The sequence below is a fragment of the Bradyrhizobium sp. Rc2d genome, assembly GCF_900099855.1.
Lineage (GTDB): Bacteria > Pseudomonadota > Alphaproteobacteria > Rhizobiales > Xanthobacteraceae > Bradyrhizobium.
This window is the reverse complement of record NZ_FNCU01000076.1, coordinates 1-23,246: the sequence shown is the minus strand read 5'-3', so window position 1 is coordinate 23,246 and position 23,246 is coordinate 1. Positions and strand designations below refer to the sequence as shown.

General features: G+C 58.9%; 19 protein-coding genes and 2 pseudogenes. 12 read left to right on the top strand and 9 right to left on the bottom strand.

Annotated elements, in window-relative coordinates; translation table 11 throughout:
• The first annotated feature begins 35 nt into the window (after positions 1–35).
• The 4 genes from BLV07_RS43385 to BLV07_RS43370 are packed head-to-tail and all read left to right on the top strand — an operon-like array spanning position 36 to position 3,374.
• The gene (locus BLV07_RS43385) at positions 36–377 is read left to right on the top strand and encodes a cupin domain-containing protein (protein ID WP_091898723.1); all 342 of its coding nucleotides are present in this window, start codon (positions 36–38) and stop codon (positions 375–377) included.
• Positions 374–1,453 (top strand): NAD(P)/FAD-dependent oxidoreductase, encoded by a 1,080-nt coding sequence (locus BLV07_RS43380; protein WP_091898721.1) that lies wholly within the window; start codon positions 374–376, stop codon positions 1,451–1,453. The genes BLV07_RS43385 and BLV07_RS43380 overlap by 4 nt, the downstream gene beginning before the upstream one ends.
• Before the next feature lie 11 nt (positions 1,454–1,464).
• Positions 1,465–2,640, top strand: coding sequence for an alanine racemase (gene alr, locus BLV07_RS43375; RefSeq protein WP_244551426.1), 1,176 nt, complete (start codon positions 1,465–1,467; stop codon positions 2,638–2,640).
• Entirely contained in the window at positions 2,637–3,374 is a 738-nt protein-coding gene (locus tag BLV07_RS43370) for a hypothetical protein (protein ID WP_244551425.1), read from the top strand. The genes alr and BLV07_RS43370 overlap by 4 nt, the downstream gene beginning before the upstream one ends.
• Positions 3,375–3,854: 480 nt before the next feature.
• On the opposite strand, the gene BLV07_RS43365 is transcribed toward BLV07_RS43370, so the two are convergent.
• From BLV07_RS43365 to BLV07_RS43355, 3 genes are all read right to left on the bottom strand, one after another.
• Entirely contained in the window at positions 3,855–5,399 is a 1,545-nt protein-coding gene (locus BLV07_RS43365) for an acyl-CoA dehydrogenase family protein (RefSeq protein WP_210187858.1), read from the bottom strand.
• Between the two features lie 283 nt (positions 5,400–5,682).
• A complete protein-coding gene (locus BLV07_RS43360; protein WP_143035705.1) occupies positions 5,683–5,964 on the bottom strand; it encodes a hypothetical protein in 282 nt (93 codons plus the stop codon).
• Between the two features lie 220 nt (positions 5,965–6,184).
• Positions 6,185–7,915: an outer membrane beta-barrel protein gene (locus BLV07_RS43355; protein ID WP_244551423.1), complete on the bottom strand. Its 1,731-nt coding sequence runs from the start codon at positions 7,913–7,915 to the stop codon at positions 6,185–6,187.
• 293 nt (positions 7,916–8,208) lie between these two features.
• On the opposite strand from BLV07_RS43355, the gene BLV07_RS43350 reads away from it, so the two are divergent.
• A complete protein-coding gene (locus tag BLV07_RS43350) occupies positions 8,209–9,489 on the top strand; it encodes a type IV secretory system conjugative DNA transfer family protein (protein WP_244551422.1) in 1,281 nt (426 codons plus the stop codon).
• On the opposite strand, the gene BLV07_RS47145 is transcribed toward BLV07_RS43350, so the two are convergent.
• Positions 9,486–9,755: a hypothetical protein gene (locus BLV07_RS47145; protein ID WP_143035704.1), complete on the bottom strand. Its 270-nt coding sequence runs from the start codon at positions 9,753–9,755 to the stop codon at positions 9,486–9,488. The two genes, BLV07_RS43350 and BLV07_RS47145, sit on opposite strands and share 4 nt — an antisense overlap.
• 220 nt (positions 9,756–9,975) lie before the next feature.
• Between BLV07_RS47145 and BLV07_RS43345 the strand changes: the two genes are divergently transcribed.
• The 3 genes from BLV07_RS43345 (at position 9,976) to BLV07_RS43335 (ending at position 13,281) form a co-directional block, all read left to right on the top strand.
• Entirely contained in the window at positions 9,976–11,301 is a 1,326-nt protein-coding gene (locus tag BLV07_RS43345) for a M16 family metallopeptidase (protein WP_244551421.1), read from the top strand.
• A complete protein-coding gene (locus BLV07_RS43340) occupies positions 11,298–12,671 on the top strand; it encodes a M16 family metallopeptidase (protein WP_091898709.1) in 1,374 nt (457 codons plus the stop codon). The genes BLV07_RS43345 and BLV07_RS43340 overlap by 4 nt, the downstream gene beginning before the upstream one ends.
• A gap of 337 nt (positions 12,672–13,008) precedes the next feature.
• Complete coding sequence (locus BLV07_RS43335; RefSeq protein WP_091898707.1) at positions 13,009–13,281, top strand: hypothetical protein; 273 nt, start codon at positions 13,009–13,011, stop codon at positions 13,279–13,281.
• A 749-nt stretch (positions 13,282–14,030) separates the two neighbouring features.
• Here BLV07_RS43335 and BLV07_RS43330 read toward each other — a convergent pair.
• Together BLV07_RS43330 and arfA are read right to left on the bottom strand one after the other, a co-directional pair.
• Positions 14,031–14,330, bottom strand: coding sequence for a hypothetical protein (locus tag BLV07_RS43330; RefSeq protein WP_091898706.1), 300 nt, complete (start codon positions 14,328–14,330; stop codon positions 14,031–14,033).
• 400 nt (positions 14,331–14,730) lie between these two features.
• Complete coding sequence (gene arfA, locus BLV07_RS43320) at positions 14,731–16,272, bottom strand: arabinosylfuranosidase ArfA (RefSeq protein WP_091898702.1); 1,542 nt, start codon at positions 16,270–16,272, stop codon at positions 14,731–14,733.
• Between the two features lie 134 nt (positions 16,273–16,406).
• Between arfA and BLV07_RS49495 the strand changes: the two are divergent.
• Positions 16,407–16,580 (top strand): annotated as a pseudogene (locus BLV07_RS49495) (IS3 family transposase); the annotation flags it as partial.
• Positions 16,581–16,820: 240 nt separating this feature from the next.
• Here BLV07_RS49495 and groL read toward each other — a convergent pair.
• Positions 16,821–18,461 (bottom strand): chaperonin GroEL, encoded by a 1,641-nt coding sequence (gene groL, locus BLV07_RS43310; protein ID WP_091898698.1) that lies wholly within the window; start codon positions 18,459–18,461, stop codon positions 16,821–16,823.
• 84 nt (positions 18,462–18,545) lie between these two features.
• Positions 18,546–18,860: a co-chaperone GroES gene (locus BLV07_RS43305; RefSeq protein WP_091898696.1), complete on the bottom strand. Its 315-nt coding sequence runs from the start codon at positions 18,858–18,860 to the stop codon at positions 18,546–18,548.
• A 1,061-nt stretch (positions 18,861–19,921) separates the two neighbouring features.
• On the opposite strand from BLV07_RS43305, the gene BLV07_RS43300 reads away from it, so the two are divergent.
• Together BLV07_RS43300 and BLV07_RS50560 are read left to right on the top strand one after the other, a co-directional pair.
• Entirely contained in the window at positions 19,922–20,569 is a 648-nt protein-coding gene (locus tag BLV07_RS43300; protein ID WP_091898736.1) for an FkbM family methyltransferase, read from the top strand.
• 529 nt (positions 20,570–21,098) lie between these two features.
• Positions 21,099–21,266, top strand: a pseudogene (locus BLV07_RS50560) (transposase); the annotation flags it as partial.
• 117 nt (positions 21,267–21,383) lie between these two features.
• Here BLV07_RS50560 and BLV07_RS43290 read toward each other — a convergent pair.
• Positions 21,384–22,364, bottom strand: coding sequence for an ABC transporter substrate-binding protein (locus BLV07_RS43290; protein ID WP_091898734.1), 981 nt, complete (start codon positions 22,362–22,364; stop codon positions 21,384–21,386).
• Positions 22,365–22,981: 617 nt separating this feature from the next.
• Between BLV07_RS43290 and BLV07_RS43285 the strand changes: the two genes are divergently transcribed.
• Positions 22,982–23,246: hypothetical protein (locus BLV07_RS43285; RefSeq protein ID WP_091898733.1), on the top strand; the 265-nt coding region annotated here is incomplete at its 3' end.

Sequence of the window (23,246 nt, the reverse complement as noted above, 5' to 3'; positions counted from 1 at the left end):
TGCCGCGATCCAGCAGGACTTATTGGGAGTAGATCATGAAGAATGCGCAGCTGATGACCTTAGGCGACATAACGGTCTATAGCCCTGGTGTACTAATACAGGACGTCAAGGGAATAGGTGATCCCAAGACCACTTGTCCGGTTGAACTCATCGAATTCCGGCTCGATCCATTCGCGGTGTCGACGCCTCATTCCCATCCTTCCACCGAGATCTGGCGAATCACGAGCGGCCACGGTCAGGTGATGACCGATGATGGTGAGTTGGCCGTCAAGTCAGGGGATCTTGTGTTTCTGCGACCAGATCGAACCCATTATTTGGAAAATCGCGGCAGCGAAGTTCTGAGCGCCTTGTCCATCTCCTGGAAAGAAACCCGATGACCGACAGGATCTATGACTTAGCGGTCATCGGTGCCGGCGTCATGGGGCTCACTGCCGCCTTCATCGCAGCGAGCGATAGCCCGAAGAAGAGAATCGCCATCTTCGAACGGGATATCGTTGGGGCAGGTGCCAGTGGGTTGGCCCCCGGAATCCAAATCAACATTTGTCGGAACGAGAAGGAAAGGAGCCTCATCAATCGTGGTTCGAAATTCTGGCGAGAGGTCTATCCCCATTGGCCCAATGGCCGAGACTGTGATGTGTTTTGGCTGACGCGCGATCCCAACGAACTCGCGCGACGGAGCAGCGTGGGCGGTACCACCCCATCAACATCTTTCGCGCTGGCCGAGAGACTTTCCTCGCTGCCGCGATTTTTAGTTCCGCCCGACGTGGCCGTGTCGCTGGATCGGGGGTCGTACTGCCCAGTCGATTCCATTCTTCAGGATCTGGCCCAAAGGCTCAAGACCGTCGGGATTTCGATTTACGAGGGCAGTTCAATTGAAAGGATATGGCAGGGACCAAGCGATATTCTTCTTCAGACCTCTCATGACAGCGAACTCTCGGCAAGGCGGGCCATCCTCGCAATTGGCCCCTGGTTACCAGAGTCACCATTGCGTCGGCATCTTACAGACGAACCGCGATTGCGAGTTAAAAAAGTCGTCGCGCTTCACCTGGCGGCGCGCCCCACCCCAAACTGTCCAATGATCGGCTTGTTCGACGACTACGCTTTCCTCATTCCCATGATTGAGCAAGGATATTGGTTGTTCAGTTTTACCTCGCAGGAATGGGATGTGAGGCCCGACATCAATGGGCTGCGCGTCAGCTCGGATGATCTGGCGCGTGCAACCGCAATACTTGCAAAATGGTTTTCCTCTGACGTTCCCGCGGTGGCGTCAGTGCGCGTGTTTTGCGACTGCTATTCTGACGATGGTGTCCCGTTCTCCCGTCCAGCCAGAGATGTCGCCGGTCTGCATGTCATTGGTGGTGGTGCGGGTAACGGGTTTCGTTTTGGGCCCGCGTGTGCGGAAGAGGCAGTACGATCCCTGTATTCTCCGTATCGACATGTCGGCGCGACATGAGGGGAAGGCATATGCCGGATACGATTGGTATCGAAGCCAACCTCTCTCATAATTTTGCGGATACCGGTTATGGCGTTACCTCGAGATCGACCATGATTGTTGATCTCAGCGCCATTGAATCCAATTATCGGAGGTTTCAGGCGCTTGCGCCGTACAGCGCTTGCGGCTTAGTTGTCAAGGCAGACGCCTACGGTCTTGGCGCGGCGCGTATAGCGCCGTTTCTCGCTCGCATTGGCTGCAGGCATTTCTTCGTAGCCGATGTGGAGGAAGGTATCGCCGTGCGGGATGTGCTGCCATCATCTGCGAGGATCTACCTGCTTCACGGCGTTATGCCAGGTATGGAGCTGGCTGCCGAGCAGCATGATTTATTGCCAATCCTGAATAGCAGCGAACAATTGGATGCATGGCTTCGGCATTGCCGATTTCGCAATCGGGCGTTGCCAGCGGGTATTCATGTCGACACGGGCTTGTCCCGACTAGGGTTTCCTATTGATGAGTTGCAGAAACTCGCCGACGATGAAAACGGGCTGTTGGAGTTGCCTATAGCGTTGTTCATGAGTCAACTCGCCTGCGCGGAGTTGCGAAATGAGGTCAGTCTTCAGCAATTAGATCGGTTCCGCGAACTGACCCATTTGTTTCCGAAAGCTATTCTGTCACTATCGAACTCGGCGGGACTATTCGCCGGAAGTGAATTTCATTTTGACCTCATAAGATCGGGTGGAGGGATTTTCGGCTTCTCGACCTCCGATGATCCCGACTTCAAGCCATCGCAAGTCGTCCGTCTGCGAACGCAAATCATTCAATGTCGCAAAGTGAAGCAGGGGGAAGCTATCGGATACCACAGGTCCTACACAGTGAAGAGGCGGATGCGTGTCGCTACAGCGTCCATTGGTTATGGAGACGGGTTTCCGCGTATTCTGGGCAATCGGGGGCACGTCTTCGTATGTGGTACCCGTGTGCCAATCGTCGGCTTCGTTTCGATGGATCTTATTACTATTGACGTAACGGATCTGCCCGAGAGTTGGACTCCGCCGGGTACGGTGGTCGACCTGATCTGCCCCGAGCAAACAGTTGGGGATGTGGCTTCAGCCGCGAAAATGCTGAGCGATGAACTGACCACCGCGATCGGACGGCGGTGCCGTAGGGTGTATGCTTCAGCCGAACGAGATGATATGAGGCACCCGTGAACTCATCCGCCCTCCACTCCCGGCAAGTCAATCGAGCGATCTATCTGGGCGACGAAGGGATACGTCTCATGCGTCCGAACTACTTCACCGCTCAGGTGCGTCAGTTCCATGACTGTGAGAGAGTCTTCTATCTCGATCTCTTGTGTTCGAACCGATACGATTTGATCATTGAGGTAGGTTGTAGTTGCTATCGCCTCATCGGCGTCAAAAAGGCTGACAATGACTACCTTGGGATCGACATAAACCCACCTCGTGCACGACGGTTAAAAAAGGGAAATGGAGCAGTTATCCGCTGTGAGGCTAACAAGTTCTTCAAAAGAACGCGGCTGATAGGTGAGATAATGCGGCGATATGACGGAAGGGTACTTTGTATATTGCCGTTTAATTTTCTTGGTACGATGGATGCGCCAATGGAGTTTCTCGCACGGGTGTGCCAGGCGCCCTTTGATCTCGCTTTGTCGCTCTTTTCAACTAGCGAGACGGCAACCGTAGCTCGCCTGGAATACTACAATCTTTGCGGCATCAACGTTCAGGGCGTGGTGCGTACCGATGACTATGTCCGCTTGGACTGCTCCAACGGTTTTCAGGCGTTCGCTTTCGATCCGCTCTTTCTGAAGAACCGCATATCGACCTTTGGCTTCCGCTTGAATGAAGCAGGGTATTATGACGTCTGTAACTTCCTTCATTTCAAAAAGAGCAGTCCTGAAGATTGTCCGCCTTGTAAGGCAAACTGAAGGGCTTGGGCTTTTGCGTGTGGGGCGGCACTGCGTCGTTGTTTAGGCCGACGTACGAACAAGAGTGGTACATGGCGTTTCTCGGGCGCATTACGAGAAAGATCTGGAAAACGCGATCCCTATCGCAGGCGGCTGGGGCCAAAGCACGGTGGCGTCAGTATCGAACATAGGAGACCCCGAAACGGCGGCTGGCCATCACGACAATGGGCGGAACGTGCTCAAGTTCATGGTGGCGGCCCACCGTTGTCGAGCCGCAGCCGGCCGAGGAGGCGGTGCCGGCTGCTCCTTTGCTGCGGCCGCCGGCCGACGTGGATGCCGTCAGCGCCGGCGCGTTGCCCGGGAGCGAGCTCGGGCTAAGGCCTCATAGCAGAGCCTGCCGGATTCAGAAGGTGGCAGTGCTCGGCGACGCCTCGGCTTTCCGCAGCTACGTCGTCGCGCGCGGCACTACCACGTGGAAAGACGTGCGGCATCCGCTAGATGTCAGACATACTGCACCAATTTGAGGTAATCATCTGTGAGGACAGGTGAGCGAATCGAACAAGCCGCGTCTTGAAGGAAGGTGGTCAGAGTCCGGCTGGCCCGATTGCGGGCTTCGAAAGATTGCCGTGCCGGCGCGCGAGTACGGAGAGTTGCTAATTCGGAACTGACCAGGTCAGCCGCTGCTGAGGCGCAATCTGAGGCAGAGAAGCAACCAGCAGACATGACAGCCTGTGCCAGTCCCAGTGTGGTGAGCCAACCCGCATAGATCAGTACGGCACCGTCTGTCTCATTGAGCCCAGAGAGTTGCTCAATTGCAGCAGCATGGACTGATGCCGCACCAACAGACCGAAAGAGATCGGCTATCTCGTCACGCGTGGCTCTTGAGAGGAGGCAGCGGCCGAGATGTGATAGGAGCGCCTCAGTCGGACCTTCGAAGATGCGGAGGATGCGAGCGTCTCGATAGATCTTGGCTAAAGGCGTTCCCTCATCGTAACCACGGCCACCTAACAGCTGGACACATTGATCAGCGACAAGGCCGCACCACTCCGAGGACAAAACCTTCGTTGCCGACGCAAGGTGGACGTTGGGCGCGCCCTGCGCTGAAACAAGTCGGCAGGATGCGGCCAGCATCGCCTTCACGACTTCCCGCCGCAGCACCATCTGCCCAAATAACTGCTCGATGTAGCTGTTCTCGATCATGCGCAGTTTACCGAGTCGACGATGGCTTGCATAAGAGGCTGCGACCTGGATAGCGCGCTCAAGCGCTCCAAGGCCCATAGCAGCCACACCGATACGGCCGCGGTTCATACTAGATGCCGCCGCGCCCCAGCCGTCTTGATCGCGAGAGAGCACGTAAGCACGCGGCACCTCGACATCCTGGAACTCCAGACTATTCTGAATAATGCCACGTAGACCGAGTGTGCGATGCTCGTGCGTGACCTTTAGGCCTGGAGCCTGCCTGTCAACGAGTACACCAACGAGCCGGCCTTTCGCATCGGCACCAGACGCGCGCGCAAAGCAAACGATCCAGCGAGCCCAGTCAGCGAGGCCGATCCAGATCTTGCGGCCAGAGATACGAACTTTATCTTCGCGCATGAGAGCCGAAGCCTCTATATGCCTCGGCGCAGAGCCAGCTCCAGGCTCCGTCAAAGCGAAAGCGCAGAGATCGCCGCGTGTTGCACCCCTAATGATATTTTTTTGTTCGGGGATGTGCGGTGCCGCTTCGATGCAGGGCAAGGCCAGGAAGTTATGGATAACGAGCGTAGAGGCAGCGGAGACATCGAAGGATGCAGTGGCGGAGATGAGGTTGATGGCCTCTTGCAAGGGAAGAGCTAATCCGCCGTGCTCTCCTGGTGTGGTGAGCCCGAACAGTCCATGCTTTGCCAACATGCTGTGTAGGGTCGGAGGGAATGCTCGGCGGTCATCCGCGTCTGCGAAATTCAGCTGACTGAGGTCAGCGATCAAACTGGAGTATAGTGCAGCTGCACGACCTTCAGCTGTGCGTTCCTGCGCCTCCCCGCATTGGGCGTAAACCTGAGTGTACATAGCCATAAGGCCCACAATGATCCCGGCCGCGCTTCGTGCCAATTCATCCCCGTGGCTAGCTCGGCTACACATTGGTATAGTGTGGATGCAAGCGCAGTATAAGCAGGTTGTCTGGACCGGCATTTTATTGTGGCCGCTGCGCGGGCTCCCATCAAGATGCGTCTTGTCGATATGACCTATGGGAGGCGCACGCTCGTTTCAGTGACCTCCCATTCTCCTCAAGACTCACTCAGGTTGTCGATTGGTGTTTCGTCCCAAAGAGAGCCGCTTGGGGAGAGATCCGTCATGCACCGATCGCCAGCATAGCGAGGCGATACGTGATATAGATGGAAGCGAGGATGTCGTCGGCGGACTTGGTCCATTTTGAATGGCCGGGGATCGGCGTTGTGATGATCGATGAAGTGGCAAGAAATACCCCGACGGCCTGCGTTGCGATGAAGCGGCCGTTGATGGGCGGAACGGTATGGAGATCGAGCGCGAGGCTAGGCGGATCCTCTGGAAAGCACATCAAGGCAGGATCGACGTCGCGCGGTTGGTTTTTATCGAGGAGACGTGGATCCTGCATCTGACTGCTCGGGACCTCCGCCGCGCGGCGGTCGACGATGGCCGTGCCAGCGAGGGAAGAGCTAGAGCTCCGGTCGCCCCGCCTCGCCGCGAAACAGCTCTGATGCACGATGCAGGACCGCAGCGGCACCGGCCAGTCGATTCCGGGGTGCTATTGCGCCCACGTTGATGCTCGCCAGAAGCTTCGGATGGCTCGAGAGGCAGTCTCGAGCTGGCCAAGATCAAGTCTTTGAGTCGAACTTGTATGAGGCCTGAAAGAATGTACCCCAGCGCTCCATACTGTACTTCGCAAATGAGGGCGAGTGCTCGATGCAGCCGTTACCGCAGTGCATGGACCCGGCGTCCCTTTTGGTCCACATGGCCCAATAGCGGCCACCAAAGCCGACGCTGATGTTGCTGGTGACGAAGTAGGACAGCACGCCTTCAAGCTGGACGCCGCCGCCACCATTGCCGCGTTGTTCCGTGAACGTGGTCTCGGGACGCAGGAGGTGATTGTCTCGCCCGATGAAATCAGTCCAGGGCAGGTAAGCGACATCAGCGTTCAAGCGCCAACGCTCGGTCAGCATGGTTTCGGCGCTCAGGCCGATCCGAGGCGCATTCCATTGAGTATCCTCGCTGCCAACGATCCTGTTGTCACCGGGCTTCAGACATCGATGCCGCGGATTAGCGAACTCAACGCAACCGATCGAGTCCGAGCTCTGGCCGTAATAGGTCCAGCCTATGAATCCACCGACTTTGTAGTTGGTGCTGCGCAGGAAATCGTAACCGACGTCGGCTGTGTAATATGTGAACCTTCCATTTGTCTGACCTGAAAGGGTGTTCTGGTAGGACCGTCCCTTGTGGGGCACCCAATCTTCATCGTTCATTTTCCCTTTGTTGAAGCCCCCGATACCAAGGTTGCTCTTCAGGAACACTCCCAAGGGACTGTCAACACGGCCAAATGACTCCCCGGAGAATCCGTCCAGTCCATGATACGTGAGCCTTGATATCAGCAAGCCGGGATCTTGGTCTTGGTCCGCTGCGCTGTGATCCCACTGGAATCTTCCCCGGCTGAGCCAGAGCCGCGAGCCGCCTTCGAATGACCAGCCGGGCGCGTAGGGGATGGGCTGCACGCTCGTGGGTGCCTTCGTGTAGAGCGGAGCATTAGACCATTCTGCGCCGTTTAGGTCGGCGTCGAAATGGTAGTTAAGGCCAATCCTTCCGATGTGGTAGTTGCTGGACAGGCTGGTTGTGTTCGCCGGCAGAATCGCAAACGGCGGAAACTGCACTGTCGAAGCCGTCGCGACGCCCGGTCCGCCAAAGTGCAGATAGTCATACTCGACGTTCACCGACCATGCAGGCGCAATCGCTTGCTCGATGCCCAGCCCGATGACGCCACCGAGACGACCATAGTCGAAATGGGTTTTCTCCTGAGGCACGTAGCCGGCTTCAAAGTTGTTGACGACATCGCCTCTATTGTTTTGCCAGGCTACGCCTCCTTTGAGATACGCCAGCGTGTGGCCGAGTGCGCCAAAGGCGTAACCAATTCGGCCAGTCCCGGTGGCGAAGAGGTTGGGACCTGCGATGCAGTTTGCGCTCACAACCAGGCCCGAATGAGCGAGGCAGGTATTTGTGCCTTCGGAAACGACAGCGCTGGCATCCAGTTCGACGCCAAACACCCAGCTGCTGTTCTGCCAATTGTAGCCGATCTGGCCACCCGCAAGAAATGCCGGGCTTTCCACGATACCGCCATAGATCGATGGACCGTAGGGATTGCTGAAGGAGGTTCGGCCGTACCCACCGCCGATGTGTCCGCCGATATAGCCACCCGACCAGTTCCATACGACCAGCGGCAGCTTCGGTTCTGGCTCAAGGCGCGCGTTGGCCGCACCGCTGGCCATGACTGCAATTGTCGTGGCACCCAACAGAAGAACTCTCGATTTCATCAAAGACCCTGCACTTTCCCGGTCCACACCGGCATCCTAAGATATCGCCGCACGGCAAATAGTCGGAGCAGACTGACACTCGCGGTAACGCGCGCCAGATCCGCTCCGAAAATCACCGCACTGCGTTAGGTGATGATGCACCGAAGGAAGCAACCCGCGTGCCGAACTGAATTCGTATGTTTTGCAGGAATTTCGTCGATTTGTTGCGTCATCTTGCTGACTAATTGTCTCAAGTTTTACAATCGGAGCTTCCGACAGTCCCTTCATCGCCGAATAATTTGCAAGGTAGGCTCTAATGCGCGACGTGCATCTGTCGTGGAGTGGTCGCGCGGACGCGCCGCTCGCGCATTCTGCCCTCCGAACCGGAGCATATCTTGTGCTTCGCGCAGACCCGGAGCGGCAAAGGCGTCGGCCTCGTCATCCCGTCGCTGCTGACTTGGCCAGGATCTGCGATCGCACACGACATCAAGGGCGAGAACTGGCAGCGCTTCCGTGCCCGGCACGGCCGCGTACTTCTCTTCGATCCGACCAATGCGAAGTCATCAGCCTACAACCCGTTGCTGGAGGTTAGGCACGGCGAGCGGGAGGTGCGCGATGTCCAGAACATTGCCGACATCCTCGTCGACCCCGAAAGGCAGCCTCGAGAAGCGAAACCATTGGGAGAAGACCAGTCACACGCTCCTGGTTGGCGCGATTCTCCACGTCCTCTACGCCGAGGAGGACAAGACGCTCGCCGGCGTCGCAGCCTTCCTGTCCGATCCCTAGCGGCCGATCGAATCGACGCTTGCGGCGATGATGCTGACCGCGCATCTCGGCGAGGCCGGCGTCCATCCGGTCGTTGCCTCCGCCGCGCGCGAACTGCTGAACAAGTCCGGCAACGAGCGCTCCGGTGTCCTGAGAGCAACGCGATGTCGTTCCTCGGCCTCTATCGAGATCCCGTGGTGGCCGAGGTGACGCGACGCTGCGACTGGCGGATTAGTGACATCGTCGGCGGAGACCGAGCGACCACGCTGTACCTCGTCGTACCGCCATCGGACATTAACCGCACCAAGCGGCTGATCCGGCTGATCCTCAACCAGATCGGCCGCCGCCTGACCGAGCATCTCCAGGCCAAGGCCAGGCGGCGCCGGCTCCTCCTGATGCTCGACGACTTCCTGGCGCTCGGCCGGCTCGATTTCTTTGAGTCGGCGCTCGCCTTCATGGCTGGTTACGGCATCAAGAGTTTTCTGATCGCCCAGTCGCTGAACCAGATCAAGAAGGTCTACGGGCCAAACAACTCGATCCTCGACAACTGTCATGTCCAGGTCCCGGCGACGATCTCGGATTGTGAGGCAGGCATGGTCGCGAAGAAGAAAGCTCAGATGTCGGTCTATTTGTATCGACCACTTCAAGCCGATTCAGCGAACGGATCGTATGGGCAGTCCATACGTACAGTTCTCAACCATCGGGCCAGCCCGCCGCAAAGCGTCTTCCCTCGGAGGCTTACTGACATATGGCATTTAAATCATGTTCACCGCCACTCCGTGGCTGTTCGGCATAGCGCGGACATACGCGCAGCACCAACGAACCAAAATGATCTGTCGCTCAACTGCGAGCGCTAGGCGGGTCCAACCCCGCTCCGCAAGCAAGAGACCTCTCGATAGCCAGACTTGTTGCAAAGCGCGCGCACCGTGTCCGAGGTGCGACGATGTGTGAAGATGCGAACAGGCTGCTTTGGGCGGCCAAGTTGTAATTCAAAGAGTTCCTTCTTGGCACGACTAATGCTTTGGGTTGGCCGGCGACGCCGCCGGACCAGGATAATACCCTCGAGCAAGCGCGACCTGGCGATATCCAAAGAATGGAGCAGCAGATAGATGACATTGATCATGATCTCATTCCTCATCCAGAAACAACTGCAATGGAGCTTGCAAAAACTCGTGCCACTCCAGCGGCGGACGAACCATGCCGATAACAATGCCGCGTCCAACCACCCGCCCCACCGTGCTTTCGTTCCAGTTCGAGTGCTGTCAAGGCGGCCGACATCTTCATCTCGATCGGTCGCGTGCCTTCTAGCGCTGGCCCTGACCTGCGCCTTCTTGACAGATGGCATGTCAGCCGAGGCTCCTTCGAGCTCCGTGAGGCTCTCCAGCTTTACGCTTGACAACGGCCTGCAGGTGGTCGTGATCCCGGACCATCGCACACCGGTGGTGACGCAGATGATCTGGTACAAGGTAGGCTCCGCAGACGAGACGGCGGGCAAATCGGGGCTCGCACATTTCCTCGAGCACCTGATGTTCAAGGGCACCTCGAAGCATCCGGTCGGCGAATTCTCCCAGACGGTGCATCGCACCGGAGGCAACGAGAACGCCTCAACCTCGGTCGACTACACCAACTACTATCAGCAGGTGCCGCGCGAGCAGTTGCCGACCATGATGAAATTCGAGGCCGATCGCATGACCGGGCTCGTGCTCAAGGACGACAACGTGCTGCCCGAGCGCGACGTCGTGCTCGAAGAACGCAACATGCGCGTTGCCAACAGTCCCGCGGCGCGGCTGAGCGAGCAAATTCAGAGGGCACTCTACCTCAATCATCCCTATGGACGGCCAATCATCGGTTGGCGGCAAGAGATCGAAAAATTGGATCGCGAGGATGCGCTGGCTTTCTACCGCCGCTTCTATGCGCCGAACAACGCGATCCTGGTGATCGCCGGCGACGTCGAGGTCGCCGACGTGCGCCCGCTGGTCGAGCGCAATTTCGGTCCGATCCCGGCACAGCCGGCGATCCCCGCGCAACGCATCCGTCCGCAGGAGCCGGAGCCGGCCGCTCCGCGCACCGTTACGCTGTCGGATCCGCGCGTCGAGCAGCCCAGCGTGCACCGCCATTATGTGGTGCCCTCGGCGATGACCGCCGCAGCCGGCGAGAGCGCCGCGCTCCACGTGCTCGCGCAACTGTTGGGCAGGGACTACAACTCTTATCTTTACCGCGCGCTCGTCGTCGACAAGCCGCTCGCGGTCTCGGCCAGCGCCAGCTATTGGGACATCTCGCTCGACCCGAGCCAGTTCTCGATCTCGGCCTCGCCCAAGCAGGGTGTCAGCTTCGCGGAGGTCGAGCAGGTGATCGACGACGTCATCGCGGACATCGTAAAGAAGCCGATTGGCGCCGAGGATCTCGAGCGGGTCAAGACCCAGCTCATCGCCCGGGCAATCTACGCCCAAGACGATCAGGCGGTGTTGGCGATCTTGTATGGCAGAGCGTTGACGATAGGCCTGTCCACCGAGGACATCCGCAGCTGGCCGGATCGCATCCGCGCCGTCACCGCCGAACAGGTGCGCGCCGCCGCGCAAAAATGGCTCGATAAGAAGCGCTCGGTCACCGGCTACCTGATCAAGGATACCGCCACCGCCACCGCCAAGCGCGAGGAGAAGCGTTCGTGACCTATCCGTTCCTCCGCATGCGCGGCATCGCGCTCTCCGTCGTGACCTCCGTGACGCTCTCCTTGGCATCCATCTCGCCCTCGCAGGCGGCGGCCAAGATCCAGCACCTGATCTCGCCGGGCGGCATCGAAGCCTGGTTCGTGCAGGACGCAACGGTGCCGCTGATCGCCATGGAATATTCCTTCGCCGGCGGCTCGGCGCAGGATCCCAAGGACAAGCCCGGCGTCGCCAATCTCGTCGGCGAGCTCCTCGACGAGGGCTCCGACAATCTCGACTCCAAGAGCTTCCATGAACGGCTCGACCGCCGCGCCATCGAACTCTCCTTCAGTGCTAGCCGCGACACGTTCCGCGGCAGCCTGCGCATGCTCCGCGACAACAAGGACGAGGGTTTCGACCTGCTCAGGATGGCGCTAACCTCGCCGCATTTCCACACCGCGGATGTCGAGCGCATCCGTTCCCAGGTCATATCCGGCCTGCGCCGCGACACCACCAATCCGACCGCGCTTGCCGGCCGCAAGTTCTGGGAGATCGCCTTCGGAGATCATCCATATGGGCGGCCGACCAGCGGCACGCTGGAAAGCGTGCCGAACATCACGGTCGCCGACATGAAGGATTACGTCGGCCGCGTGCTAGCCAAGGATACGTTGAAGGTCGCGGTCGTCGGCGACGTCGACCCGGTAACGCTCGGCCAGCTGCTCGACAAGACGTTTGGCAGCCTGCCCGCCAAGGCCAATCTCACGCCGGTCCCCGACGTCGAGGCCGCAAAGCCGCCGCAACGCGCCTTCGTGACGCTCGACGTGCCGCAGACGGTGATCGCCTTCGGTGGCCCCGGCGTGAAGCGCAGCGATCCCAACTTCATGGCCGCCTACGTCGTCAACCACATCCTCGGCGGTGATGGATTGTCCTCCCGGCTCTTTCGCGAGGTCCGCGAGAAGCGCGGGCTGGCCTATTCCGTTTACGAATCGCTGCTGTGGATGGAGCATTCGGCGCTCTTCATCGGCAATACTGGCACGCGCGCCGACCGCGCCGGCGTCAGCATCGACGCCGTCGAGAGAGAGGTCCGCCGGATCGCCCAGGCGGGACCGACGCAGAAGGAGCTCGACGAGGCCAAGTCCTACCTCAAGGGCTCGCAGATGCTGGAGCTCAACTCTTCCTCCAAGCTCGCGCAGGAGCTGTTGCAGTATCAGCAGGACAAGCTGCCGATCGGCTATATCGAAAAGCGCAACGCCATCATCGATGCCGTGACGATGGACGACGCCAAGCAGGCTGCCAAACGCCTGTGGGGTCAGGGCCTCCTTACCGTCGTCGTCGGCCGGGCACCCCAGGCGGCCGCGCAGCCCGCCGCAGCGAGCCCGCCGAAGTCGGACTGAAGTGCCTCATTGCCAGCAGAGCTCCATAAGTCGAGTTCGGCACCTCCCATCTGTAAGATATGTGGCGCTTCGCGGCCCAGTGGAAACCGCGTCGCGCCTCTTAGCGTTCTCAACGGCAAAACAAGGAGACGATGCATTTTGGCTCTAGAGGATCGCTGGCACGGGGCTAGACTGCATTTGTTGACAATGAGCATTTTGAACCCGGAGGGCCGCCGGCAGTATCGTCGGCGCCTCTTTCAAGGAGAAGCGGATGAGGATTGGGCTGCCCTTTGTCGCGACCAGCGTCCGGGCCACGTCGCGGCTTGTGTAACGGGCCGTACTCCGCGGGAGAGCGTCAATGCGTGATTGGAAGAGCGAACTCGATGCGCTCGTCGCTGAAGCGATGGCTTTCGCCGGATCGCTGAAGGTGGAGATCGGGCAGCCCCGGCCTCAACCGAAAGAAGTCATCGACCGGGATCGCGTCAGCCTGCCCGACTATGGTGGCAGCGAACGCGATCAAATTAGGAAGCGGGTCGAGAGCTTCAAAGCGCACCAAGAGCGCTTCATCCGCGAGCGCGAGGAATATGCCAATACGCTGCTGCGCCGGATCAGGCCGATCACCAAAGCTTAGAAGAGTTCGTTGAACCTTTTCACGAGCCCGCAGGCCGCTTTAGTTATGCAGCTCAAGCAGTGCTCGAGGGCAAACCTGTGGGCCGAGAGTTTTCCGCCATTTCGGTCATTGATAAGCTGACCCTAGACTTGCGGACCTCTCGAACCGGCGCATTCCGGAGAGCTAAAGTTCTCAGGCTCTCGTGGTGCCAGGGTTACAAGTCGCGGGATCTTGCTCCGAACTGCGGCGTCGTCACGCTCGGGCGTTTTTTCGAAGGTGCCGATCGGCAGACGGATTGCGACCAGCTATTTGGCACACAGGTCGCGATGATATCCCGCGGCCATAACGCGAAAATTCCGCCGCGCCCTCGTCTCCGGCCAGAAGCGCGGGTTGTTCGGCACGATCACGCGCGAGGTACGCCGCCACTTGAAATTCACCCCATCATCGGAGACCTCAAGTGGATCTGGCGGCCTTACGATTGCCGAAAGCTGGCCAGTCTCGCAACTTCGACATTGCAAAGCGGCGATTGGGCCGATCCCGACGGCGCCGACGTTAAGAATTCTTTGAGAGCACGTTCATCTTGAGAACGCCGAACGAGCGTCAGACTTCCGCCCGGCCTCCGAAAGGAGGCCGGACTGTTTCGCCACAAACAGCTCTCGCAAATCCCGAACGATTTGAATCGGATGCTAACGCTTCACCGTGGCCGCTGTTCGCAGAAAACCTTCAACCACAGTTGCCAACCAGAGCTTTGTGGGGCGTACGTGCTGGCTTCAGTCGGTGTCGGCGCTGCCACCATTTGCCGAATCGTCAATAATCGCTTTGGACGGGGCCGTGCCGGTGGTGCCGGTCGTACCCTTAGTCCCCTTAGTTGATTTTATGCCCACCTTTCCGCCCACGGAGCCGGGGTGCGCGCTCAAAACCTCATCATCGATCTTGGTGCCCTGTGTTTTCTTGCCTTGCAAGCCGCTGTGGGGCTTCGTGGACTCGGAAGGAAGTGCTTGCGCGAGGACAGGGCCGACAAGCAAGGCCGAAAGGGCGCATGCGATGGCAGAGGTTTTCACTAAGTTCATCCAAATCTCCTGGATTGCTTCGCGATGAGACGATTCGGTGACTTCCAGCCATTCGCATGCACCGGACCGATCGCATCGCATAAGATGGTGCGAATGGCGAAGGGGTGCATCAATCTGCTTCGTGTGGTCATCGTGCAGGGATTTCAGGGCAATTTTGCGGAAATGCCCACCGCATATGCGGCGACACGCAACCCGCACGGCAACGTGCGGAGGGCGACGTCGCGGTGCTTTGCTGAAGCCTTAGTCCCACCTTCGGATCAATCCAAGAGGCTCGCCTTTTCTATGGCGGCGGACAAAGGGAAGCTTGGCTAGGTTTCGCGGAAATCATGCTCAAGAAAGAACCTAAACCGCGATGGTGATTGATCCTTTGGCGCGCCGCCTTCGCGAGCCCTTCATCTTCTCAGTCTGCCGCCAGGTAGATCACATTCCATGACGCCGGCTTGAGCCTCGCCTGCAACCTCCCGCGGTCAAAGGCCACGCTTTGCAAGGGCGCCGGCTTGACCTTGTCCGGCGTATTCTCGGTATTTGCTGCCATCAGATCATCGTGCCGGAGCTCGAGCCGCTCGTGAACTGTCAGGGGACCGAAGCTTCTGGCCTCGACGCTCACCTCCATCTCCTGCTTCAGATCACGATTGAGCAGAAAGAGCGACAAGCCGCCGCCTTGTTCGGCGACTGCCGCTATTTTGAGATACGGCACGTCAGGCACTGGAAAGGTCTCGGCCGGTCTACCGTCAGGATTGTTGTGCGACGCACAGTAAGCCTCCGACTCGACTTGTGCGCGCAAAATCCTGCCCCGACCAAAGCGGCTCATATGCGCAAAAGGAAAGAAGATGGTTTGGCGCCACGCACCTGCGCCTGTCTTGGTCATGATCGGCGCGATGACGTTCACGAGTTGCGCCAGGCAGGCAACTTTCACCCGATCGGCGTGATTCAGCAGGGAAATGCAGGCGCCGCCGAAGGCGAGCGCGTCCTCCATCGTATAGATTTCCTCAAGGATGGGTGGTGCCACTGGCCAGCGGTCCACCACCGGGGCAACCTCGTTGCGCGTTCGATACCAGACGTTCCATTCGTCGAAGCTCAGCATAAGACGCTTTTTGGAGCGCCGCTTGGCCGCAACCGCATCAGCTAGGACGACGACCTCATCGATGAAGCTGTCCATCAGGTCGGTGCTCGCGAGAAACGATGCGGTGTCCTGACTGTAATTCTCGAGATAAGTATGGATTGAAATGTAGTCGACGTAATCGAAGGTGTGTTCGAGGACCGTTTCTTCCCATTGGCCAAAGCTAGGCATGTTGCGCAACGATGAGCCGCACGCCGCAAGCTCGATGGTAGGGTCCACCCACCGCATCATCTTGGCCGCCTCTCTTGCAACTGCCCCGTAAGCGGCGGCGCTCTTTTGCTCTATCTGCCAGGGCCCGTCCATCTCATTGCCGAGGCACCACAGCTTGATCCCATGGGGCGTCTGCCAGCCGTGCTTGCGGCGGAGCTCCGACCACGCAGTTCCCCCGGGATGGTTGCAGTATTCGACCAGATTGCGAGCAGCGTCGCCGCCGCGGGTCCCCAGATTGACGGCCATCATCGGCGCGACATCGGCGGCCCTGCACCAGTCCATGAATTCATTGGTGCCGAAGCTGTTCGGCTCGGTGCTGAACCAGGCCAAGTCGAGACGCGCCGGCCTCGTCTCCAGTGGCCCAACGCCGTCCTCCCAATTGTATCCGGAGACAAAATTGCCGCCAGGATATCGAACGAGGGTCGGGCCGAGCTCCTTCACCAGCGCCAGCACGTCCTTCCGAAAACCTCTCTCGTCTGCGCTCCGATGGCCGGGCTCGTAGATGCCACCATAGACGCATCGGCCCAGATGTTCGATGAAAGCACCAAACAGACGAGGGTCCGTGTGACCAATGGTGAAGTCGCGGTCGATCAGAACTTTGGCTTTTCTCATGTTCTTCTCGGGTGGCCTGAGGCTGATGACGGTTACGAAGGTGTGCGAAAGAAACGAATCAAGATTCGTGCCGTTTGCACGGAGAAAACTCCATTAAGCCGATCCGCATCTAGGATTTGCGGAGCGCGAGCCTTCCGCGGCAGCGACGTCGTGGACTGGAAAGGGCCTGCAAGGAAGTCGGATCTCCGACGACGATCCGCGTCGATCAGGGCAGCGAGCTCGGGTCGCGCAATCTTGACCTGCGGGCTTACCAGCGCGGCGTCTCGCCGGACTTCTCGCAGCCCGGCAAGCCAAACGACAATTGCTGGTCCGTTTTTACCTTGGCGGAGGCCCTGTCGCCGCCGCAGGAAAAGTCAAACCAAGCAAATTAGGTCTGGGCCAGACCGCCGCTCACACGGATAGGCCAATGGTTGGGCCTTTAGGGCTCTCGGCGCCGTCTGCCCATCCAGGCTCGCAAGGGCTATCGACGGTTGCAAGCTCGCCCGAAGCAAAAAACCCTGGCATTCCTGCCAGGGTTTTGCATGTCATCGACATTTTGAGAGGCTCGATCAGAAGTCCATACCGCCCATGCCGGCGCCCGGAGGCATCGCAGGACCGGCCGTGGCCTTCTTCGGCAGCTCGGCAACCATCGCTTCCGTCGTGATCAGCAGCGCTGCCACCGAGGAGGCGTTCTGGACCGCGATGCGCACGACCTTGGTCGGGTCAATGATGCCCTTGGAGACAAGGTTGCTGTACTCGCCTGTCTGCGCATCGAAGCCATAAGAGTACTGCTCGTTCTCGAGAACTTTGCCGACCACGATCGAACCGTCTTCACCGGCGTTGATCGCGATCTGGCGGGCCGGCCAGGACAGGGCCTTGCGCACGATCTCGACGCCGGTCTTCTGGTCGTCGTTCTTGGTGCGCAGGCCCTTGAGCTGCTCGGAGGCACGGAGCAGGGCGACGCCGCCGCCCGGCAGGATGCCTTCCTCGACAGCCGCGCGGGTCGCGTGCATCGCGTCATCAACGCGATCCTTGCGCTCCTTGACCTCGACCTCGGTCGCGCCGCCGACGCGGATCACCGCGACGCCACCCGCGAGCTTGGCGAGACGCTCCTGCAGCTTCTCACGGTCATAGTCCGAGGTGGTCTCCTCGATCTGCGCCTTGATCTGGGCCACGCGCGCGTCGATGTCGGCCTTCTTGCCGGCGCCGTTGACGATCGTGGTGTTCTCCTTATCGATCATCACCTTCTTGGCGCGACCGAGCATGTTGAGCGTGACGTTCTCGAGCTTGATGCCGAGATCTTCTGAGATCGCCTGGCCGCCGGTCAGGATCGCGATGTCCTGCAGCATGGCCTTGCGGCGATCGCCGAAGCCCGGAGCCTTGACGGCCGCGACCTTCAGACCGCCGCGCAGGCGGTTCACGACCAGGGTGGCAAGCGCTTCGCCTTCGACGTCTTCAGCGACGATGACCAGCGGCTTGGCACTCTGCACCACGGCCTCGAGCAGCGGCAGCAGTTCGTTCAGCGAGGAGAGCTTCTTCTCGTTGATGAGGATGTAGGCGTCGTCCATCTCAACGCGCATCTTGTCGGCGTTGGTGACGAAGTAGGGCGAGATGTAACCGCGGTCGAACTGCATGCCCTCGACGACGTCGAGCTCGGTCTCAAGCGACTTGGCCTCCTCGACCGTGATCACGCCCTCGTTGCCGACCTTCTTCACGGCGTCGGCGAGGAACTTGCCGATCTCGGCATCGCCGTTGGCGGAAATGGTGCCGACCTGGGCGATCTCCTCGTTCGAAGTGACCTTCTTCGAGTTCTTCTGGAGATCCGCGACGACGGCTTCGACCGCGAGGTCGATACCGCGCTTCAGGTCCATCGGGTTCATACCGGCGGCGACCGACTTGGCGCCTTCACGGACGATCGCGGCGGCCAGGACGGTCGCTGTGGTGGTGCCGTCGCCGGCAGCATCCGCCGCCTTCGAAGCCACCTCGCGCACCATCTGGGCGCCCATGTTCTCGAACTTGTCCTCGAGTTCGATGTCCTTGGCGACGGCAACGCCGTCCTTGGTGATGCGAGGCGCGCCGAACGACTTGTCGAGCACCACGTTGCGGCCCTTCGGACCGAGCGTGACCTGCACGGCATTGGCGAGGATGTCGACACCGCGCAGCATGCGATCCCGCGCGTCTACTCCGAATTTGACTTCTTTGGCTGACATACAGAATTCCCTCAGTTCTTATTTTCTCATCCTTCAGCGCGCCCGGTGGGCGCTCGTCAGGGGGTGAGCTGTGCGAGCGCTGGGTTAGGCGGCTTTCTTCTTGGAAAACACGTCGGTGAGAACGCCCATGATGTCGCTCTCCTTCATGATCAACAGGTCCTGCCCGTCGATCTTGACCTCGGTGCCGGACCACTTGCCGAACAGCACGCGGTTGCCGACCTCGATGTCGATCGGAATCAGCTTGCCGGTCTCATCGCGGCCGCCCGGTCCAACTGCAATGACTTCGCCCTGCGAGGGCTTTTCCTTGGCTGTGTCGGGAATGATGATGCCACCAGCGGTCTTCTCATCGGCGTCGATGCGCTTGACCACGACGCGGTCGTGAAGCGGACGGAAATTCATACAACTCTCCTGAGCGTTTGAACAAGTTGGAGATTGGCACATTGTGACCAGCCCAATTATAGCAAGAGTCAGGCCAAAAATGAGCTGAAGATCCATGCCTGCAGTTCTGCTGAATCGTTGTCTGGCCTGCGCGTGTCTTTGTCCGGAAGCAAACGCCCTCAGGTACACAGCCCACCAAGCTGTTGGGAAAATGACATCGCGTTTCGTCGAAACACCCGGATTAAGCCTAGGGTTCCTCAACATTGCACGGGCGGCCGTTACACCGATCGAAGCGCCGCGTGTTTCGACGACGGCGGCCGGGCTGCACATGATTGCTTCGTCTGACGACAGCATCTAACAGCTGACGCCGCCGAAGCGTGCGGTGCACAAGACTCATCGAAGAGCGGCGCTCGATGAATCTGACGTAGCCGCGCATAGTAACAAGTATGCCAACTATCTCGAAAACTCAGGCGATGTTTCCTGTAAAAGGCGGCGGCAAGACAGGCCATCATCGGATGATATCGAAGAGATCTGCCGCGATCGCCGCGGAGGCTTGTTTGCGCGCAGCAACCCGTGCGCCGGGGCTTTGACCGCGTACGCTCTTCTCCGAAGAACAGATGATTCCGAGGAAGCAATCGCCCGGAGCTGCTCGCAAATTACGTCCGCGAATCTGTGATGGCGACCGTCAGTCGGCAGAGCACATTTCGCGCAACTGTGATCGAGGTGATTGGCTATTGCCGCGCACGAGAGATCACTCTGCCCACACGCTCCAGCGAGAATAGCCGACAGGTGACATTCGAGCGAAGCCGATCTTTCCGCCGCCCCGAAAGGCGAACCGGAGACGACGATCTGGCTCACAGTTGGGCGCGTCTCCCGACACTGGGTAGGGCAGTGGCTGCATCTCCCGATCCGACAGAATTCCCTTGATGTCGATGGCATCCAAATAGCCGTCATGGATCAAGGGGATTGACGGGCATATGAATTATATACGTTGATATACGTTGTGCCGGCGCGTCTGGCGTGTGATTGCGGCTTCAAAGACGAAATTCACCCGATCTCCGCGCCCAATGGAAAAAGCACCTGTGTCGTCTGTAGAAGTACACCAGCACATTGTCTCACTTCTTCAGAAGCCGAATCCCGTCATCCTGGATATCGGCTGCAATGATGGGACCGATACGCAACAGTTTCTAAACCTGTGCCCGCAAGCTCAGCTCTACTGCTTTGAGCCGGACCCCAGAGCGATCGCACGCTTCAAGAAGAAGCTGGGCCCATCCCTCAATAGGGTGAAGCTGCTTGAAATCGCGATCAGTGATCGAAACGGGATGATCGACTTCCATCCAAGCAATGCAGATGGTGATGCGAAGGAATGGGACCTCTCCGGCTCAATACGCCGCCCGAAGAATCATCTTACTGAGTATGATTGGGTTCGGTTCGATCGCCCTGTCTCGGTTGAAACGCGGCGGCTGGACGACTGGTGCAGCGAAGCCAAGCTGAATACGGTCGATTTCATCTGGATGGATGTCCAGGGAGCCGAAGCTGATGTTATCGCCGGCGGCATGCAGACCTTGAGCAACACGCGCTTCATCTACACGGAATATAGCGACCGCGAGCTCTACGAAGGGCAGTTGTCCCTGCAAGCCATTCTTGACCTTTTACCATCATTCGAAGTGGCGGCCCACTATCCCCGCGCAGTGGAGGGTGATGTATTGCTCAAAAATAAGCACTTCTAGTGGCTACTCATATCGAGCGCCTCATTCATTGCTGGAAGTCCTGACCAGCGCGCTTATGCCGCCCAAAGCTGCACAACTGGTGATCATTAAGGCGAGGGGATATCGGTAGCCGAACGGGCACGCCGGTTTCCGGTTGCCATTGCAGACCCCCGAGCGAGCACTAACGCTTTCGCTGGAGATCGGCCGATGACATTCGAGCGATCGAGACCCGCGCGATCGAGGTGATCCGCCACGCGGATCACTTCACCGCATCGCTGTTCCTCGGGCGCGGTCAATACCGCGTCGGCGGTCCACCGTTCTTGCAGCGATGCAAGCCGCCCGCGAGATCGAGCAAGACCCGGCGGCGCATAACCGCCGCGCGCTTGTGTACGCCATCGCGCCCGACGGTCACGCCACCTGACCGCCGCGCTGATCGCAAAACTGCTTTCCCTCAAATCGTAAGGACGTCCGTTTTAGCCCGCACACTGAGGGTGAGCGTGGACCAATGACCAAGAGATCGTGGGGGGAGGCACCTCGCGCCAGCTCCGCAAAAAAGATCGAGATGTTGTTCGCGCACCTCAAGCGCATTCTCAAGCTCGACCGTTTGCGTTTACGAGGTCCAAACGGCGCGTGCGACGAGTTCATCCTCGCAGCCACCGCCCAAAACCTTCGAAAGATGGCCAAGCTGATCCCGATGCCCACCCCGACGCTCGCATAGGTCAGTAGAGCAGTTCCGGCCACGTCGCGACGGAGCTATTACAACGAAATACTGCCGGCCTTTTTCAACGGAATCGGCCAGTAGCAGACTCATGCATCGCCGCAGCAAAGAGCATCTCTATTCGATCACATCGTCGGCGCGGACGAGCAACGAAGGCGGCACGGTGAGGCCGAGCGCCTTTGCAATCTTCAAGTTGATCACCAATTCGAATTTGGTTGGCCTCTCTACCGGCAACTCGGAAGGTTTGGCGCCTCTTAATATCTTGTCCACGTAACTGCCCGCGCGGCGCATCAGATCGCCTACGTCGGCCCCGTATACCGACAATCCGCCATTGGCATATTGTCGGAACATGTAGTTTGCCGGCAGATGATACTTCGCCGCCAGCGCGATTATTCGCGGAGCCTCGACATAGGTGAGCGAATCGCCAAAATCCACTATCGCATCGGCATGTTGGGCGGCGGCCGAGGCAAAGGCGACGTCGAGGTCGTCGGCCTTGGTCGCCTCAACTATCAGCAGAACGATACCGAGCTGACGGATAATGCCGGATATCTTCTCCGCCAAGTATGGCCGTGTCATTGGATTGTCCGGATTGATCAAGAGCGCGATTTTCGAGGCGCCGGGTACGAGTTCCTGAAGGATTTCGAGACGTTTTGCGAGGAAATCATCGGGTACATTGGTCGTAAAACCCGTTATGTTGCCACCGGGTCGCGACAGGCTTTGCACGAGGCCCAGCCGCACAGGATCGGCTATCCCTACGAATACAATCGGAATGGTCGAAGTCGCCGATTTCATGGCCAGGGCTGCCTGAGGTCCCGCTGCAAAGAGTACATCCGGATTGAAGGCAACTAGGTCGGCAGCGGCAGCTGGCACTCGATCCGGGGGGTGGGAAAAGCGATACTCGATTGCAAGGTTTTTTCCCTCCACCCACCCGAGACTTCGCAGCGTTTCAAGGAACACACGCTCCGCCTGATTGAGGGCCTGCCCGCTCCCGTCGCCTATGGCAAGAAAACCAAGTCGACGGCGAGCCCCCTGAGCCCCCGCATGCCTCGGCGAAGCGAGCAGCGCCGCAGTAGCCGCTATGAACTCCCGCCGCTTCATTCGATCGATCCTCATCGCAGCTTGAGGACGATGGAGGACAGGGTATCACGTTCGGTGGTCGCATGAACTGCGATGCTGCGTCGCAAATGCGACGTGTGGCCCAGGCCGGCAACAACGCCGCTCGGCCGCTTCCGAGGCGGCGCCATTACATCGCATTACTGCTGCCTTTTTCAACGGAATCGGCCATTTGCGGAAGTCGAGCACTGAAGTTTTTGAGCTTCAATCGCAGAGCTCACCGGCAGGCTTGATCGGAACGGCAGCTAGCGCCGGCCTCCTTTGCAATGCTTACGCTGGGGAAGGAACTTCCCAAACCCTCGGGATATTCCTGTTATGCACAGCACTCCTCACATATACCTTCGTTTGTGTTGACAATCTCAAAAAAAGTTTGGGCGAGAGTCGCAAACCGAACCGACAGTCCCGTTTTCTCTTAGCACAAAGTCGTATGGGTCGGGGCTAACTCAAGGCTCATCCAAAATCTGATCGAACACAGAGCGTGAGCTCTCGTGACGCAAGCGAGCGTTGCGAGGAATGCTTTCGCTTGAGAAAGGGAATGTTGCGTGAGTGAAAGCGAAATGAAATTGACGCCGAACGGAACGAATGTTTTCGGGATGCCATGGTTGGATTTCTCGAAGGCCGCCTTGCCGGGCGTGGGGCGCGAGCTTGCCGAGCAAGGCCTCGCCCGCGCACGGGAAGGCTGCGAGAAGATCAAGGCCGCCTCGGAAGAGATGACGGAGGTGCTGCGCGAGACCTATTCGAGCAATGCGAGATGCACGACCGACTACGGGCTCAAGGTGTTCGAAATCTCAAACGCCAATGCCGCTTCTGCGCTCGATTTCTTCGTCCATCTGTTCGGCAGCAAGTCAGCGACCGATGTCTATACCT